We start from the raw sequence: 17,140 nt of genomic DNA, 5'->3' as shown, positions 1-17,140 counted from the left end.
GGCCCCACCGACAGGCAAATAACTCAGACTTTCATCACGCTGTCGACCAGCGCCATCTCTTCGCTGCTCAACAGTTTTTCAATATCGACCAGAATCAGCATTCTTTCGCCCAACGAGCCCAACCCCGTCAGGTACTCGGTTGACAGCGTAACCGCGAACTCCGGCGCCGGACGAATCTGATCGGCGGTTAAAGAAAGCACATCGGATACGCCGTCGACGACAATGCCGACCACGCGCTGTCCGAGGTTCAGCACGATAACGACGGTATTGTCGTCGTAATCGACCTCCTGCTGAGCGAATTTGATACGTAAATCAACGATAGGCACAATCACGCCGCGCAGATTAGTGACGCCTTTGATAAAAGCGGGCGTATTGGCAATGCGGGTTACCTGATCATAACCGCGAATTTCCTGCACTTTTAAAATATCAACGCCGTACTCCTCATCACCCAGGGTAAAAATCAGGAACTCCTGTCCTACCGTTTCACCCGCCAGTTTCGTGACGTTTGCAAGTCCAGTCATGTTTTCCACCTTTCATCAACCTTCTATTTATTGTTAAGCAGCGGTTTCAACCACGCGTTTTTCACGATTAAGCGCCTGTAACGCTGAAACATCCACAATCAGCGCAACACTGCCGTCACCCAAAATAGTCGCGGCGGAAACGCCTGGCACCTTGCGATAATTACTTTCTAAGTTTTTAACCACGACCTGATGCTGGCCGATAAGTTGATCCACCAGCAGCGCATAGCGACGGCCCGCGCTCTGCAATATCACCACAATACCCTGAGTCGGATCGGTTTTCGCGCCTTCAACATCAAAAATATGGAACAGCTCGACCAGCGGTAAATACTCGCCGCGCACTTGCAAAACGCGCTCTCCGCCGGCCAGCGGATAGAGGTCCTCGGCCTGCGGCTGCAATGACTCCATCACGGCGTTAAGCGGCAGGATAAAGACATCGTTATTGACCTTCACCGACATACCGTCGAGGATCGCCAGCGTTAACGGCAGCAGAATGCGGATCGTGGTGCCTTTTCCCGCCTGGAAATGGATTTCGACGTGGCCGCCCATCTCTTGAATGTTACGTTTCACCACGTCCATACCGACGCCGCGGCCGGAAACGTCGGTCACTTTCTCCGCGGTAGAGAAGCCCGGCGCGAAAATCAGCATGCCGACCTCCTCATCAGACATGCCGTCGCTCACCGCCAGCCCTTGCGAAAGCGCCTTCGCCAAAATCTTTTCGCGATTAAGACCAGCGCCGTCATCAACGACTTCGATGCAGATGTTCCCGCCCTGATGTTCAGCGGACAGCGTCAGGTTTCCGACCTCCGGTTTACCCGCGGCGACGCGTTTCTCCGGCGATTCGATGCCGTGGTCAAGGCTGTTGCGCACCAGGTGGGTAAGCGGATCGATAATTCGTTCAATCAGACTCTTATCCAGCTCGGTAGAGCTGCCGAGCAGCGTCAGCTCCACCTGTTTGTCCAGCTTGGCCGCCAGATCGCGAACCAGCCGCGGGAAACGGCTGAAAACATACTCCATCGGCATCATACGGATAGACATCACGGACTCTTGCAAATCGCGGGCGTTACGCTCCAATTGCCCCATGCTATTGAGCAAATCGCCGTGCGCGACCGGATCAAGTTCGCTTGAACGCTGGGCCAGCATGGACTGCGTAATCACCAATTCGCCGACCAAATTTATCAGCTGATCGACCTTTTCCACCGCTACGCGAATACTGGTGTCGCCCGTTTTGTGTTTAGCGGCGCCGGAGGCGGGATGCGGCTTGGCGACAGGCGCCGCCGTAGAAGCCGGCGCGGCGGGCGCGCTCTGCGGCGCGACAGGCTCCTCCGCGGCCAGCTTGGCGTCGGCCGGCGTTTTTTCCGGCGAAGCCGTCGTTGCCTGCGGATGAAAATTAATTTGCTCAGGCTCCAGCACGAAGCACAGCACCGCGCTGATATCATCTTCGCTGGCGGAGGTCGCCAAGGTCACTTCCAAGCTGTTATCCGTTTGATGAGGATCCTTCACGGTGCCCAGGTTGCCGAGCTCCTCCAGCATTTGGGGAATTTCCTGCGGCTTAAGGCCGGTGAGCGCGATACGCATCTCGCCTTGCCCGACGACTGCCGCAGGCGTCGCTGTCGCGGCCGAGCTCTGTTCAGCGGCCGGCGCTGCCGCCGCCTGAGGCGCGGCGTTCTCCGCCTGAGACTCTAATGCCAGTTGGCGCAGAGCCTGACAGATATACTCAAAGCTCTCGGCATTGGGCTCCTGCGCGGTTTTATAGGCGTCCAACTGATCCTGCATAATGTCTTTAGTTTCCAAAAACAGGTTGATGATATCAGTGCTAAGGCGCATTTCGCCGCGTCTTGCACCATCTAGTAGGTTTTCTAAAAGATGCGTTGTTTCCTGTAAAACAGTAAAGCCAAATGTTCCGGCCCCCCCTTTTATCGAGTGAGCGGCCCGAAAAATGGCATTCATCTGTTCCGTATCGGGCTGTTGGGGATCGAGCAACAGCAGGTGCTGTTCCATATCCGCCAGTAATTCATCTGCTTCATCAAAGAATGTTTGATAGAAAGCGCTCATGTCCATGCTCACGTGGTCACCTCTACTGTGAATCGCGGCTTATTGAGAAGGCGTCGCCTGGCTGTCTGGCGCAGCAGGCAACTCCGTGGTCGGCTGTTGACGCTCTGGAGCAGGCACTCCATTTACGGGCTGTGGCGTAGTTTCGTCCGTTTTATTCACATCACTACTATTGTCGGCAGATGAACCGGCAGGTTTAGGATTTTCCAGCCCCATATTGCGTAAATCTTCCGGCGAGCCCACATCTTGCGCAGATTTTTCGGCATTTTCATGTTCGATATTTTTCTGCGCCTCTTTCGTCAGCACCAGCAGACTGATACGGCGGTTAATCTCGTCCTTACTATCCGCGGCCTGCTTCAGGCTCATCGTTGACGCCATACCGACAACGCGCAGCACTTTCCCTTCGGACAGACCGCCGGAAAGCAACTCCCGACGCGAGGCATTGGCGCGATCGGCGGAAAGTTCCCAGTTACTGTAGCCGCGTTCTCCCATGGCATAGGGAACATCGTCGGTATGCCCGGAAATACTCAGCTTGTTCGGTATGTCATTCAAAATGGGGGCGATCGCGCGCAGGATATCCCGCATATAGGGCTCTACCTGCGAACTCCCGGTTTTAAACATCGGGCGGTTCTGACTATCAATAATCTGTATACGCAGCCCCTCATCCACCATTTCAATCAGCAAATGGGGGCGTAAGGCGCGCAGGCGCGGGTCTGATTCGATAAGCTGATCCAGGCGCTCGCGCAGGCGATTCAGCCGAATTTCATCCAGCCGATTTTCCGGCGAGTCCATCTTTATGCTTTTTTTCACTTCGCCCTGCTGCTGGGTCGGGTCGTCCCCTCCCCCGGGAATCGGACTTTCGCTTTCGCTGGACTTGCTGCCGCCCGTTAAGGCGATTTTCAGCGGAGTACGGAAATACTCCGCGATCTGGGCAAGCTGCATGGGCGTGGAAATCGCAATCAGCCACATAACCAAAAACAGCGCCATCATCGCCGTCATAAAGTCGGCATAGGCAATTTTCCAGGAGCCGCCGTGGTGGCCGGCATGCCCGGATTTTCGCTTTTTACGAATTATCGGGTGCTGGTGTTTCATGCGTCATTTTCCGACGTTTGCTGCGGCGCGGGCGCTTTCACGCGGCGTATATGCTCTTCCAGTTCGGTAAACGAAGGACGTTCCGTGGAGTACAGGGTTTTACGGCCGAATTCGACGGCGATCTGCGGAGCATAGCCGTTCAGGCTAGAGAGCAGCGTGACTTTGATGCACTGCAATATTTTGATTTTTTCAGCATTTTTCTGACGCAACAGCGCGGCAAGAGGAGAAATGAAGCCGTAGGCCAGCAGGATACCGAGGAAGGTCCCGACCATCGCATGCGCGATCATCATCCCGAGCTCCGCCGCCGGACGGTCAACGTAGGCCAGAGAGTGCACGACCCCCATAACCGCCGCCACGATACCAAACGCCGGCAGCCCGTCGCCCATCATGGTCAGACTGGTCGCCGGCACCTCGCTTTCGTGCTCGACGGTTTCGATCTCCTCATCCATCAGCGTTTCAATTTCAAACGCATTCATATTGCCGCTCACCATCAGGCGGAGGTAATCAGTGATGAATTCGATAAGGCTGCTATCAGCCAAAATGTTGGGATAGCTGGAAAAAATTTCGCTCTCGGCGGGATTATCGATATCAAACTCCAACGAAAGCATGCCCTGTTGACGCGACTTGGCCATCAGCCGAAAAAGCACCGCCATCAAATCCATATACAGCCCTTTGTTGTATTTGGATTTTTTCATCAAAAGCGGCAAGGCGCGCAACGTGGACTTTATCGCTTTACCATTGTTACCAACGATAAAGGCGCCAACGGCGGCCCCCCCGATGATCAATAGCTCAGAAGGTTGGTAAAGCGCGCCCAGGGCCCCACCGACCATGAGATAACCGCCGAGCACCGACCCCATTATTACGATATAACCCAATATTACCAGCACAAGAAATCCTTATAGAATAAGAAGGTGGGCGGGAAGAGAGATAAAACGCAGTGCGCGTAGCAGGAAATACTAGAGGAGATATCTATCACTGCCCTCAATAACAAACAGTGATAGATTCACAAATCGCTACCAGGCTCAGACTGCGTGTTTTACCTGTTCATCCAGCAGTTGAGGTATAATATCGGCAAGATTTTGCGAAAGTTTACGTCTTTTTACCGCGCGGGAAGGGGGCTGGCACAAGCTGCAGACAAAACCGTTTTTCGGCTGATGAGCGTGAGTGATAAACATACCGTTGCAGCAATTGCACGCGGAGAGTTGCAACATTCCGCTGTCGACAAAACGCACTAGCGTCCAGGCGCGCGTTAACGCCAGCAGCGGCGTGTCGTTTTGCGGCGGACATTGTTCCAGATAGAGGCGGTAGGCCTTGATGACTGCTTCGACGCCGCTACACTGCCCGTTTCTCAGCAAAAAACTATAGGCGTTGTAGAACATCGACGAGTGAATATTCTGTTCCCAGGTCATAAACCAATCCGTGGAGAAAGGCAGCATTCCTTTGGGCGGAGGATTTCCCCTAAGTTCTTTATATAACTTGATTAAGCGACCGCGGCTTAACTGTGTTTCACTTTCCAACATCTGCAAACGGGCGCCCAGAGAAATGAGCTCCATCGCCAACTGGATGTCTTTCGCTTCCTGAACAATACTTTTTTCCGTCATTACAATGCCCTTTTCTTAGGCGGGTTCTCTTCTTTCGAAGTTAACTGTTGTAATAAATGACTCGACAGCAGGATCCCCGTATGTATCTGTTGCAACTCATCCACACGCGATTCCTGAGTCAAGAGCTTGATTGTATTGTGATCATTAAAACGGAAATGACATATCAGTTGATTGGTTTCAGCTAATTTAACCATTTGCGGCAAAGTGAGATTCATCAACATATCGGCCATCTCTTCGTCAATGCCTAAACGAAACATAGCCGAGGCTTTTTCGTCATTAATTAAACGCTGTGCCAGCAACAAATAAGACAGATTAATGTCATAAATGTGTTTGAGTAATTCAGAGGTACCCATATTTCCCATCCCAACAGGCTACGTTTAAAACATAAGTTAGGTGATAGAGCATATCGCCCAGTGCAAAAATCACTCTCCATTGATGGCATAAAACTCACCAGCCAGATGCTGGTTATCTATTCTTATATTTATTCAGACAGTATGCGCATCTGCCAATTTTCCGTTATGCACCGACTCCATTCGTCATCTTGCTCGTTAAAACCGTTCAAGGTTACATCTGTAAAGCCACAGCATAGGATTAATCCTAAATCAAAGCAACTGTACCGCCTAATCCGTAGCACATACAACGCGACCGACGATTCATTTTGATGATTATGTGACATGGATCACAAAATTGGAAGCATCTTGAACAATTTTTCCTCTGGCTATCGTTTTTAATCATGCATATTTAACGCACAAAAACCATATTAAATGTTACAAACCAGCACAAGAAACGCTCAGAAAACGTTCGCTTTTTTATATCAATTTGATAAATAGATAAAAATTATAGAAAAAAATTATGGAAAGTTTATAGTAAAATAAATATTTATATTATTTACACAAAATTGACACTAACAAGATAGTTCCTTATCATTGGCGAGATTATTGTCAATAAATGTAAACCTCTCCGCGTAACCACATCCGCTAACCCAACTGTCGCTAAACGAATCAATAACGCAGATGCGTTATCCGCTGCAAAATCTGCATGCTGGAAGGGCTGCGACATTCAATTCAATGGTGCGATATCATTTATTGGTTAATAAACATGCCCGGCTAGCAATAGGCTATATTTATAGACGCTTACCGATAGATTTTATTAAAAAACCAGAAACAAAAAACTGTAATACTGAAAATGGTTTCGTTTAATAAAAAATATAATAGCGATAATTTTTCATTATTAGTGGAAATATTGAAAAAGCAGATCTATTTAAAACACCGTATTGGCGGGAAAGTCGATCGAACTCAACGGAAGAACGACGTTATTAACCGGCCCCTTGATTTGACTGCCCTATCGGCAGCCCCAAACGAAAACGGCGACAGCGGTTAACCCGGTCGCTCTCTTCGGCGCGGTTATTCCGCCGAATATTAATATGAAGAGGTATCAAGAGAAACGTCTAACCGGCGCGGACAACATTTAAAACAGACATTGACTAACTACGCCCTAAATAATTGCCGCCGCGGGACAAACCGCCAACGCGTTTTTGAACGGCGCTTGCGCCGGCCTGGTTGGGTGAGGTCTCAGAGATGAGAAGAGTATTCCGCCGCCGGCGGTTCGAAAAAGGGAAAAGGGAGGCGGCCGCCGGAGGTTGCGCGTCGGCGGCGACGCCGTTTCGCCATGCGAGATGGCATAACCTTGCGTTAGCCCGTAGAGGGAGCGCAACGGGGCATCCTTTCGGCCACAAACCCGGGGGCGTCGGGGCGTCTGCCCCCCGGCTTCGGGCGCTGTCGCTGGCTACTCTTTCGAAGAGCGCTTAAGTTCTACAAACGTCCCGTCTTTACTGTCAATCTCATTAAAGAACCAGACTCCCGCGGGATAATCCTCCAGCGAGACTAAATACATCGTTCCTTCCTGAAATACTTCGACGGCCAGAATAACCCCTTCCCTGCGCTCCCTTCCGTCGGTCTTGACCGTGACTAAATCATTAACTTTCATAACAGTTTCTCAAAACACCCGGTGAAAACGATATTTTTCCCACCTCTCGCAATCAAGAAATGGATAAATCAGTATTAAATTAACTTAAAATTAACACCTTTCATACTTTTTCAAAAAATTCCTCTTCATTCGACTATCGCTCAGGCTAAACTAAATGTCTTTGCCCTGATACACTCCTTCCTTATAGCCGTAAAGAAGAGATTGAAAGTTGGACGAACTATTGAATTCTAATCGACAAATAGCAAATGAAGAAACAGACGATAATCAAATCATCCAGTCCGAATGGGAAAATTTGATATCGATAACCTCTCCGGCCGCATTCAGTCTGCTGCATACCTTAGCTAGGAAAAAGTCTTCTACTCTGGCGGGTGAGTTTTACTCGCATATGCTAAAGGATCCGGAGGCGACGCTTTTTCTCTCAAGCCATCAGGTCCATAGCCGGCTTTTCGCTTCAATGCGCCAATGGATCGATGTTATTTTGTCCAACACTGGCGCAAATATCGATGAATTAATCGCCCACCAGAAAAAAATCGGCCAGATTCATGCCCGCATCGGTATTCCAATCGACCTGGTCGCACGCGGCTCCCGGCGCTTAAAATGGAAGCTGTATGAATATATTTCACAGATGGAAAACGACAAATCCATCTGCGTCGAAACGTTGCGTTTTGCCTTAACATCCATAGACATCGCGATAGAAATAATGGGCACCGCCTACTCCCACTCTCACGATACCGCGGCAAAAAACGAAGAATCCTATCGCCTGTTATCCCTTCTTAATAACGCCGACATAGAGCGGGAGCGTCAAAACGCCGCGCTGCTAAACTGGGAAAATACATTTATTTTCAATGTCGCCACCGGCGCGCCGCTGATAACCGTGCAACCCCTGACGGATTCGGAGTTCGGCCTATGGTTTAACCATAAAGGCAAACCCTCTTTCGGGAATACCTCGGGAGCGCAGGCCATCAGCGATACGATAAGCGCCATTGATGAAGATATCGGGCACGTGAATAACGCTATCTCTCTGACGCAGGATGCATATGCTCCATTACTCAAAGCGGTGAGGAATAGGATCCATAAAATCCATGTGCTTATGGGGTCGTTATTTGATGAAGTGCAAAAATTGGAAAGCGGCAAAGATACATTAACGCGGCTACTGAACCGCCGTTTTTTACCCACCATCTTGCGGCATGAAACTGCGTTGGCCATGCGTAAAAAGACTCCGCTGACCATTGCGATGATCGATATCGACCATTTTAAAAATATTAACGATACCTACGGCCACACCATCGGCGACACCGTATTGAAAAGTACGGCGGAAATTTTTTATGAAAATACCAGGAGCAGCGATTACATCTTCCGCTATGGCGGCGAAGAATTTATGTTCGTTCTTATCGAAACGCCGAAAGACGCGGCTTATACCTTTATCGAACGGCTTAGAGAAAAAATTCAGAACCATAAAATTCGTTTGCAAAACAATGAGAAAATCGCGATAACCATCAGCGCGGGCATTGCGGAGTATAACGGACATCCTGATTATGAATTTTTGATCAACGCGGCCGATACCGCGCTTTATCGGGCGAAAGCGAATGGCAGAAACCGTATCGAATTATGCCAGCACGGGTGATTTACCATGAATTTTCCGCGCAGCGCCTCCCCCTCTCCGACAGACCCGATACCATCCCTTCCGCAGCGGTGCAATTATTTTTCATCTTAATCAAGAGATTATAAGATTTCTTTGCATCGCCGCCTTACGCTTGCCCTCGCCCCTTCTCCGTAACAAACATTAACATTAATTAGAATAAATAATTGCGAATGACCGTGGAATTAGTCGTTTACGTGCCGATAACAAAAACGCAAGAGATATACCGCCATGGACAATTGATCGGCCTGCTGGCATTGACAGACAGTCCGACTTCCGAAGGGAAACGCTAACAGCGATCCTGTCTTCTTAGGATTATCCGATCTACCATTCACCACCAGGATTTAAACTATGGGGTTTGTACGCAATATTAAAATCAGAACCATGATGATTCTGATTCTTATACTATTTTCTTTACTGTGGGGTGGCGTATCAGCGTTTGCGTTGTATTCGCTGAGTCAGTTAACCTCTGAATTAAAATTAACCAACGTACAGCAAAATAATGGCGATATCATTAATGAAGCTAACGGCCAGTACTACCGTGTCATCAGCGCGCTTGAACGCGCCGTGCGAGCGAAACAGAACGGCAACACGGCGGACGCTGATACGGAACTTCAGTTAGTCAGCAGTGAGCTAGAAAAAATCAAGAACGGTCTCGCCGAGTTCAAAACCACCGACCACGCCAATATCGCGCCCGCCACCATCGATGATATTTATAACAGCTCATATCAGCTATACAGCAACGGCGTACTGCCGCTGTATGAAGCCGTCAAAGCCGATCGCATCGATGACTTTGTGCGCTATGCAACCCAGACTTATCGTCCCCTGCGCCAAAATTTCACCAACGCGATCAATAAATACAATGTGGTTATTGATGGGTTGAAGGGCAGTGCGCAGCAAAGGATCGACTCCTGGGTTAACTGGTGCCAGAAAATCCTGATTCTGGCTCTGGTTCTCGGGCTGGCCATCGTTCTGCTCACCGATCGCTATCTGGCCATTTACGTGATCAAACCCCTTGAGATAATAAAAAAACATCTCCAGATCCTTTCCGTCGGCCATCTGCACACGCACGTTGTCGATGTGGGCAGAAACTGCATAGGGCAACTGGTTCCTTTTCTTCAGCAAATGCAGAATAACTGGGTGACGACGGTATCCGAAATCCGCGACAGCGCCGGCGCAATCTACCGTGGTTCGGGCGAAATTGCCTCCGGCAACACCGACTTATCCTCCCGCACGGAAGAACAGGCATCGGCATTGGAACAGACCGCGGCCAGCATGGAACAATTAAGCGCGGTGGTAAAACAGAATGCGGATAACGCCAGTCAGGCCAGCGTCTTGGCGCAGAACGCCTCTAAGCTGGCAAACAATGGTGGGAATATCGTCAACGATGTCATCAAGACAATGGGAGAAATCACCAACAGCTCGCAGAAAATTGCCGATATCATCAATGTCATCAATAGCATTGCTTTCCAGACCAACATTCTCGCGCTGAACGCGGCGGTGGAAGCGGCGCGCGCCGGAGAACAGGGGCGCGGCTTTGCCGTGGTCGCCAGTGAAGTGCGCAATCTGGCCCAGCGTAGCGCGCAAGCGGCCAAAGAGATTGAAGGATTAATCGATGAGTCGGTGAATAACGTCAAAACCGGTTCAAACCAGGTAACGCTCGCCGGCGACGCGATGGAAAACATTGTGAAGGCCGTGACCAACGTAACCGATATCATGGGTGAAATCGCCTCGGCGTCAAATGAGCAAAGCAAAGGGATCAGCCAGGTTGGCCAGGCGGTTGTCGAAATGGATAGCGTGACCCAGCAGAACGCCGCGCTGGTCGAAGAGTCGACCGCCGCCTCTGCGTCGCTTGAAGAGCAGGCGCGCCGCCTGACGGAAATCGTCTCTATCTTCAAACTTTCCGACGCGGCGGAAAAGTCGGGGGAGAAAAAAGCGATAAAGCCGGTGCCGACGCTGCCCTCTAGCTCGCCAAAGAAAACGGGTACCGATAACACCAATTGGGAAACGTTTTAACTGACACCAATGCGGGCGGCCTCGCCCGCATATCCCTCGTCGTTTATGGGAATATCCATCAATCCATCATGCTGCCGGCTGAATGCGCGTTGGCTTTAACGCATCCCGAATTATTCAGGCTCGATAGAAACGAAACTTTGATGGTTATTCAATAAATAAGCATGATCATCGACAACACGACGCGCTTAAAATCCTTTATAGTTCAACCTAACGTCCAGACAGAGGAGGGACCGTCATTGCAGCGGCAATTGGTGTCATCATCAAGGATTCGTTCGATTGGATACGATCCTGAAAAACGCATTCTTGAAATAGAGTTTCTTAACAAAGATATCTATCAGTACATTGGGGTTCCTGCCCGCATTCACGGGAAATTTATTTCCGACACGGTGGTATCCAAGGGCCGCTTTTTCGACGGCGTAATAAAAGACAAATTTTTGTGCCGGAAGATCAAATAACCCGAAATTAACCGGCTATTTCTCTTTGTCACTTGTGCGCGCAAGTGACGCCCTACCTCAGCATAGCCGCATTTCATCCCCTAACCGGCCGCCGGACCGTCTGACAAAGCCTTCTCACGTAAAAGATAGCTTTCGCCCGACGATGGATCTTCTCAGACAGACATATGCCCGGCGCCGCGGCGCGCCCCGCAACCTACAGCCAGAAACGCACAAAAAGAATCCTAATCGTATGCATAATATGCAGTCACCAACCACTAGCCGGAGTTTTTAGGTCGCCACCGACCGCCAGGTCGTTTTTACAAATATTTCTTATCAGCGGCCCAGCGGCCGTTCCCGATTTTGAAAAGCGGGTTAGCCCTTACTCGCGGCATCAGAGCACAAGATCGTCTGACGATACGGAACATACTCCGCTAAATAATACACGGATAAATCAGCGTTCGCTCACTCGGCACGTCGCCGTCTTCGTAAGATAAAAAATTAAAAATCAGCTAATTAGTTCACATCGGTTTGGAGAAATTTCATGCGTAAGATGACAGGTATATTAGCGGCGCTGCTAATAACGCAGGCGCAGGCCGAAGAAACAACGGGAGAAAAAATCCCTTTGAACTCCCCGGTACGCGGCAGCATCATCGCCAGTTTGTTGCAAAGATACGATACCCCCTTTGTGCTTTACCCTTATGAAAGCAACTATCTGCTGTATACCTACACCAGCAATATAAATAAAAAAGCCATAAGCAGTTATAACTGGAGTTCAAACGCCCGCAAGGATGAAGTTAATTATCAAATTAGCCTGGCGTTTCCGCTTTGGCGCGGCATCGCGGGCGACAACTCGCTGTTGGCAATGTCATACACGCAAAAAGCCTGGTGGCAACTGACGAATCAGAGCGAATCCGCGCCCTTCCGTGAAACCAATTATGAACCACAGCTTTTTGTCGGCTGGGCGACAAACTATTCTTTGGGCGACTGGAAACTGAGAGATGTGGAGATCGGATATAACCACCAGTCCAACGGGCGCTCCAATCCGACATCGCGCAGCTGGAACCGTATCTATAGCCGGCTGATGGCGCAAAACGGCGGCTGGCTGGTGGAAATCAAGCCCTGGCTGGCGCTTTCAGGCGGCAAAGATAATGACAACGCGGATATCACTAAATATGTTGGCTACTATCGCCTGCGCGTCGGCTATATCTGGGGCGACAGCGTATTTAGCGCCGAAGGCGGTTATAACTGGAATACGGGGTATGGCAGCGGCGGGGTTAGCTGGAGTTATCCATTAACGGACCACGTGCGTTTCTATACCAAAGTATTCAGCGGTTACGGCGAATCGCTGATTGACTACAACCACAGACAAACGCGCGTTGGCGTTGGTTTTACGCTGAACGACGTATTCTGATCCGCGATATGCGCACCGTCGACGGCGGTGCAGAATGCCGCCGCGCTTTCGATCGTTATCGCCGATCGATACGATCTCATCGATCTATGAAAACGATTATATTTTGATCGCGAACGCGGATAAGATATTCCCGAAATAAATATAACCCAATGTTTTATCTGTTTTTTTATTCTCTTTTACGGGAAGGGTCTCCTATCGCCCGACATCACGCCGGCAGCCCGCAATCAACAGATAAAAGCCGCCTATCAACCCTGATGGCCGATTAATCAATATTTCGGGAAATAATCAAAGGCGTTTGTATCTCAATGAATAAAAAAATCAAAAAGGACCTGATGCTCTGTTTTACGCCGCTGCAGGCGTTTACGCTGGGACGCATTATTGAAGAGGAAGGCCTTGCCGAAGAGAATATCGACTTTTTCTTTTTTTCCTCTAACCGAACGCCGTTAATCAGCCATGCGTTTGCCGAACTGGCGGCGAACGGCGCGCGTAGCCATCTGTTCAGCCGGAAGTCTGAGCTGCGGGAAGTCATAAAATTGAAAATTCGCCTGCGCGGAAAAAGCTACAGGGATATCTATCTCGCCAACGCCAACTCCACGCAGGTCAATTACGTTTTATCTTTCTGCCGCTTCGATAATATCAAAACCTTTGACGACGGCGTGATAAACGTTAATTCCCCCTCGTTCTATGCCAAAGAGTATCAAGACGATGACGCCATCGGCATCGCTGTTGCAAAAGCGCTGTTTAAAAGAAGATATACACCGAGATATATTGTTGAACATGCCGTCAGGCATTACACCATCCTAAAGCATAACGATAATATTAATGTCAAATGCGGTTTAACCTATATTAATCTGTTCGGGCGGAGCCAAGCGACCGTTTATACGCCGAATAAACAAGATGTATGCAATGTTTTCGTCGGTTCGAAATTTAATGAAATCCTCAAAGGCGATGATGAGCTATCGCTGTTAAAAGAAATGGTGCTGTTTAAGTTCAAATGCGACATTAAATATCTCTTGGATAAACTGGGGCAATGTATTTATCTGCCGCATCCCAGAGAGCGCGACAGCGCATTTCTTAAAGAGTACAGGCAAGAGGTTAATGAGATTTCCGAGAAAGTGATTTTCAAACTCACCAGAGAATACCGCAAGGTTAATGTCTACGGCTTTTCCAGCACATGCCAGTTTAATCTGCTCGGCGATGAGCATATCCACTGCATCGTGCTGGACTCGCGGTTTTTGCGAGACGATATCAGGTTATCGAGCCGGCATCTAATTAGCGATGGCGCGGAGCTTATCAATATTGATATGCCGTGGGCTGCACCGGCGGCGAAAACTCACGGTAATATCCCATAAAATGGGGAAAACGCCGCCCTACGACGCAGCCGTGGCCGCCTTTTTTGCTTCATCCATCAGCCATTGAGCAAACGCATCTATTGGCTCGTCGCTTAATCCGAGCGGCTCAGGAAGGATAAGGCAGAAGGTTTTGGAGATGCTTTTCCCCGCGGGCCACGGAGAGATCAGCCTGCCTGACGCCAGTTCGGTCTCAACGTAAAGGCGCGGCACCAGAGCAACGCCCAGGCCGGTCAATGCCGCTTCGATCAACATGGCATGCAGGTCGTAGCGCGCGCCGGTCGCCGGATTGGTCAATGGGATTCCCGTCTCATGGGAGTAGCGTTGCCAGGCGTCGGGATTCTGTCTTCGGTGCAGACGCGGCAGCGTGTCCAGCGCCGTTGTCTTTGCGCCTTCCGGCATAAGCGCCGGATGACAGACCGGTACCAGCACCTCATGCAACAGGCGATGCGTTCGCATTCCCGTCCAGGCCGGATGGTCGAAATGGATTGCGGCATCGAATCCGCTTCCGGCCAGGACGAAGGGCTCCATACGCTCGGCGAGATGTACGGTGATGTTCGGATGCTTTTGCCGGAATCGCGCCAAGCGAGGAATAAGCCATCGCGTCGCGAAAGTCGGAATGGCGGCGATGTCCAGACTCGCGCCGTCGTTCGCCTGCCCCATCAGGTATTGGCTGTCCCGCTCCAGCCTATCGAGCAGTTCACGGACCTGAGCCGCGTAGCGTTCCCCGTTAGGCAGCAGCCGAACGCGATTTCCGCTCCGTTCGAACAGCATGACGCCGAGAAGCGCTTCCAGGCGGCCTATCTGACGGCTGATCGCGCTTTCGGTTAGAGACAGTTCGTTCGCCGCGCGGGCGAAACTGCCATGACGCGCGGCGGCCTCGAATGCCATCAGTGATGTATTGCTGGGGATCTTCCGGCGCATAAGCGCTCCTGATTCGGCTCTAATCCGACTTACCTTGATTTTTTGTCACTGCAGCATACCGAAAAATCGATTTCTATGCACATGCCGGGGCCATACCATGACGGGACGTCAACAAAGGAGTTCGGCCGCCGGCAATCGCATGGTTTATACAGTCGAATACAGCGCCGCCGCGTTTCAAAACCTTGAGCGCCGCTTACCCCTCTAGCGCATGCTTTCGTTGCTTTGGCCGTGCGCGCAACAGATGATCAGATAGGAATATGGCGATGAATGATATGAAATTTCCAAACCAGCCGATTGGCGAGTTTTCGATCGCGGCCATCAGCGATGGATACCTTTCCACAAATCTGGATTTGCTCACCAATATCGATCCGGAGGATGCCTCCAGGCTGCAGCAAAACGCGGGCGTGAGCGATCCCGCCTCTATTCACATCAATTGCTACCTGGTTCGCGGCCGCGGTCGCACGATCTTGATCGACGCGGGCGCCGGGGGGATTAAGCAATGGGGCGGCAGGCTAAAAGCGAATCTTGCACTTGCCGGCGTATCCCCCTCCGACATCGACGCGATTCTTCTGACCCATGCGCACCCCGACCATATCGGAGGGCTGATGGATTCGTCAGGGGAAGCCGCCCTCCCCAACGCAGAGTTGGTCGTCCACCGGCATGAGATTTCTTTCTGGGAGGACGACGGCAATCTCAGCCGGGCGAGTGAACGCGCTCGCGGAAACTTTCTGTTTGCCCGGAAGGTGTTCGATAAGTATCGGGAGCAGATACGCACGTTTACCGATAACGAAGTGCTGCCTGGCATTAGCGCGCTCCCCCTTCCTGGACATACCGCAGGGCATTCCGGCTATCGCATCGAATCTGACGGCGGCAGCCTATTGATTTGGGGGGACATCGTTCATTTCCCCCACATCCAGATTGCTCGTCCCGACGTATCAATTGCATTTGACCAGAACCCGCGGCTTGCCGCCGACACGCGTTCCAGGCTGTTGGATATCGTCAGCTCGGACAAAATTCTTATCGCTGGCATGCACCTCGGCGAACCCGGTTTTGCGCATATCGAGCGCACGGGTAAGGCCTACAAAATATCTTACGAAACTTGAGATTGAGGTACTGCCGCCACGTTACTCCGCGGCCCTGGAACGCCCAGCCCTGCAGGGTATGACGAACCAGGGTTGCAACGGCCGCACGCCGCATGACGGACAGCGATCCCTATCTCCCCCCAACACGGTGATATGAAAATCAAAAGCAACTTTCACGCCAATCGCGGCGGTTTTCATTCCCTCACGAGCCGTGGAATTGTGAGATATAGCTTTTCAAGCAACGTATCTTTATTCACGGCGTAATGCATCGCTCGGTGGCAGTTTGGGCAAAGCGCGGCGGCATTCTCAGATGTATCGGAACCGCCATTTGCCAGATACTTCAGGTGATGCACCTCAAGAAAGGGAAACCCGTCTGCTTGCATAAAAGGCGCTGGATTGCGGCAGCATTCACATACGCCCTTCGCTTCCTCGAGGACGTAGGCTTTCACTTCCGGATCGCGCACAAATGAGGTCGTTTGCGTCGTCTGCTTAGGCGGTTTTCTGTTGCCCTTCGGCTTATCTTTCACGCCTTTTTTGCGTAGCCTGCTGACCTGGGCTTCAAACTGTTTTTCAGTCAGCTCGCCGATTGGGTCAATTGCCTCAATCAACGCTTTCAGACGCGGCAACATATTCGCCCCGACATTTTTAGCGGGCTTTAGCCCTGTCAACCAATCACGCCCCATATCCAAATACGCAAAAGAGATATTTTGCATTCTAAGTTCAAAGGATTTAGCGGTACGAGGAAAACGAGCGGCCAGCGACTCATAATAGGCTTTTTTAGTAAACGGCCGCCCGGCCTGGTGAAGCTGCTTCATTTCGACATAGGCTTCAACCGACGCCGTTAACTCTTCATCACTCCAGCCTGTGTTTTGCTGCTTTTCCATTTCACACTCTTTCCAATCTGTCATAGGGATTCAAGGCTACGGCCGCATCCAGACGATCGCGACAAAGCGTACAAGCGCATCGTCATCCGAAGCGAAGTACGGCCGAAGATTTCTTTTAGCGCCAGGATATTTGTAGTGGTCAACAAAAACTG

General features: G+C 50.7%; 15 protein-coding genes. 6 read left to right on the top strand and 9 right to left on the bottom strand.

Features of this window, described 5'->3' with window-relative positions; all coding sequences use genetic code 11:
- Window positions 1-23: 23 nt before the first annotated feature.
- The 7 genes from cheW to dsrB all read right to left on the bottom strand — a co-directional run bounded on the left by cheW (window position 24) and on the right by dsrB (window position 7,249).
- The gene (cheW, locus tag VSX58_RS19730) at window positions 24-521 is read right to left on the bottom strand and encodes a chemotaxis protein CheW (protein WP_327613165.1); all 498 of its coding nucleotides are present in this window, start codon (window positions 519-521) and stop codon (window positions 24-26) included.
- Between the two features lie 33 nt (window positions 522-554).
- Entirely contained in the window at window positions 555-2,579 is a 2,025-nt protein-coding gene (gene cheA, locus VSX58_RS19725; RefSeq protein ID WP_407654902.1) for a chemotaxis protein CheA, read from the bottom strand.
- 33 nt (window positions 2,580-2,612) lie between these two features.
- Complete coding sequence (gene motB / locus VSX58_RS19720) at window positions 2,613-3,662, bottom strand: flagellar motor protein MotB (RefSeq protein WP_327613164.1); 1,050 nt, start codon at window positions 3,660-3,662, stop codon at window positions 2,613-2,615.
- Complete coding sequence (gene motA, locus VSX58_RS19715; protein ID WP_327619586.1) at window positions 3,659-4,549, bottom strand: flagellar motor stator protein MotA; 891 nt, start codon at window positions 4,547-4,549, stop codon at window positions 3,659-3,661. The genes motB and motA overlap by 4 nt, the downstream gene beginning before the upstream one ends.
- Window positions 4,550-4,684: 135 nt before the next feature.
- A complete protein-coding gene (gene flhC / locus VSX58_RS19710; protein WP_327613162.1) occupies window positions 4,685-5,263 on the bottom strand; it encodes a flagellar transcriptional regulator FlhC in 579 nt (192 codons plus the stop codon).
- Window positions 5,263-5,616 (bottom strand): flagellar transcriptional regulator FlhD, encoded by a 354-nt coding sequence (gene flhD, locus VSX58_RS19705; RefSeq protein WP_327613161.1) that lies wholly within the window; start codon window positions 5,614-5,616, stop codon window positions 5,263-5,265. The genes flhC and flhD overlap by 1 nt, the downstream gene beginning before the upstream one ends.
- Window positions 5,617-7,048: 1,432 nt before the next feature.
- Window positions 7,049-7,249 (bottom strand): protein DsrB, encoded by a 201-nt coding sequence (dsrB, locus tag VSX58_RS19700; RefSeq protein ID WP_327619585.1) that lies wholly within the window; start codon window positions 7,247-7,249, stop codon window positions 7,049-7,051.
- Between the two features lie 208 nt (window positions 7,250-7,457).
- On the opposite strand from dsrB, the gene VSX58_RS19695 reads away from it, so the two are divergent.
- From VSX58_RS19695 to VSX58_RS19675, 5 genes are all read left to right on the top strand, one after another.
- Complete coding sequence (locus VSX58_RS19695; protein WP_327619584.1) at window positions 7,458-8,873, top strand: diguanylate cyclase; 1,416 nt, start codon at window positions 7,458-7,460, stop codon at window positions 8,871-8,873.
- Window positions 8,874-9,239: 366 nt separating this feature from the next.
- Complete coding sequence (locus VSX58_RS19690) at window positions 9,240-10,904, top strand: methyl-accepting chemotaxis protein (RefSeq protein WP_327619583.1); 1,665 nt, start codon at window positions 9,240-9,242, stop codon at window positions 10,902-10,904.
- Between the two features lie 236 nt (window positions 10,905-11,140).
- Complete coding sequence (locus tag VSX58_RS19685) at window positions 11,141-11,359, top strand: KTSC domain-containing protein (protein WP_327613157.1); 219 nt, start codon at window positions 11,141-11,143, stop codon at window positions 11,357-11,359.
- Between the two features lie 520 nt (window positions 11,360-11,879).
- Entirely contained in the window at window positions 11,880-12,749 is an 870-nt protein-coding gene (gene pldA, locus VSX58_RS19680; protein ID WP_327619582.1) for a phospholipase A, read from the top strand.
- Window positions 12,750-13,054: 305 nt separating this feature from the next.
- Window positions 13,055-14,101, top strand: a complete 1,047-nt coding sequence (locus VSX58_RS19675) for a glycosyltransferase family 52 (RefSeq protein WP_327619581.1) — start codon at window positions 13,055-13,057, stop codon at window positions 14,099-14,101.
- 18 nt (window positions 14,102-14,119) lie between these two features.
- On the opposite strand, the gene VSX58_RS19670 is transcribed toward VSX58_RS19675, so the two are convergent.
- Complete coding sequence (locus VSX58_RS19670; protein WP_327619580.1) at window positions 14,120-15,022, bottom strand: LysR substrate-binding domain-containing protein; 903 nt, start codon at window positions 15,020-15,022, stop codon at window positions 14,120-14,122.
- A gap of 263 nt (window positions 15,023-15,285) precedes the next feature.
- Between VSX58_RS19670 and VSX58_RS19665 the strand changes: the two genes are divergently transcribed.
- A complete protein-coding gene (locus tag VSX58_RS19665; protein WP_327619579.1) occupies window positions 15,286-16,125 on the top strand; it encodes an MBL fold metallo-hydrolase in 840 nt (279 codons plus the stop codon).
- Window positions 16,126-16,298: 173 nt separating this feature from the next.
- On the opposite strand, the gene VSX58_RS19660 is transcribed toward VSX58_RS19665, so the two are convergent.
- On the bottom strand, window positions 16,299-16,988 hold the full coding sequence (locus VSX58_RS19660) for an HNH endonuclease (RefSeq protein ID WP_327619578.1): 690 nt from the start codon (window positions 16,986-16,988) through the stop codon (window positions 16,299-16,301).
- Between the last annotated feature and the right edge of the window lie 152 nt (window positions 16,989-17,140).

This window comes from Brenneria populi, assembly GCF_036016195.1.
Lineage (GTDB): Bacteria > Pseudomonadota > Gammaproteobacteria > Enterobacterales > Enterobacteriaceae > Brenneria > Brenneria populi.
The sequence above is the reverse complement of the archived record's forward strand: the minus strand, read 5'-3'. Positions and strand labels throughout refer to the sequence as shown.

Coding starts and splice junctions, on each gene's coding strand:
- cheW (WP_327613165.1), bottom strand. CDS start 521: ATGACTGGACTTGCAAACGTCACGAAACTGGCGGGTGAAACGGTAGGA.
- cheA (WP_407654902.1), bottom strand. CDS start 2,579: ATGGACATGAGCGCTTTCTATCAAACATTCTTTGATGAAGCAGATGAA.
- motB (WP_327613164.1), bottom strand. CDS start 3,662: ATGAAACACCAGCACCCGATAATTCGTAAAAAGCGAAAATCCGGGCAT.
- flhC (WP_327613162.1), bottom strand. CDS start 5,263: ATGACGGAAAAAAGTATTGTTCAGGAAGCGAAAGACATCCAGTTGGCG.
- flhD (WP_327613161.1), bottom strand. CDS start 5,616: ATGGGTACCTCTGAATTACTCAAACACATTTATGACATTAATCTGTCT.
- dsrB (WP_327619585.1), bottom strand. CDS start 7,249: ATGAAAGTTAATGATTTAGTCACGGTCAAGACCGACGGAAGGGAGCGC.
- VSX58_RS19690 (WP_327619583.1), top strand. CDS start 9,240: ATGGGGTTTGTACGCAATATTAAAATCAGAACCATGATGATTCTGATT.
- pldA (WP_327619582.1), top strand. CDS start 11,880: ATGCGTAAGATGACAGGTATATTAGCGGCGCTGCTAATAACGCAGGCG.
- VSX58_RS19675 (WP_327619581.1), top strand. CDS start 13,055: ATGAATAAAAAAATCAAAAAGGACCTGATGCTCTGTTTTACGCCGCTG.
- VSX58_RS19670 (WP_327619580.1), bottom strand. CDS start 15,022: ATGCGCCGGAAGATCCCCAGCAATACATCACTGATGGCATTCGAGGCC.
- VSX58_RS19665 (WP_327619579.1), top strand. CDS start 15,286: ATGAATGATATGAAATTTCCAAACCAGCCGATTGGCGAGTTTTCGATC.
- VSX58_RS19660 (WP_327619578.1), bottom strand. CDS start 16,988: ATGGAAAAGCAGCAAAACACAGGCTGGAGTGATGAAGAGTTAACGGCG.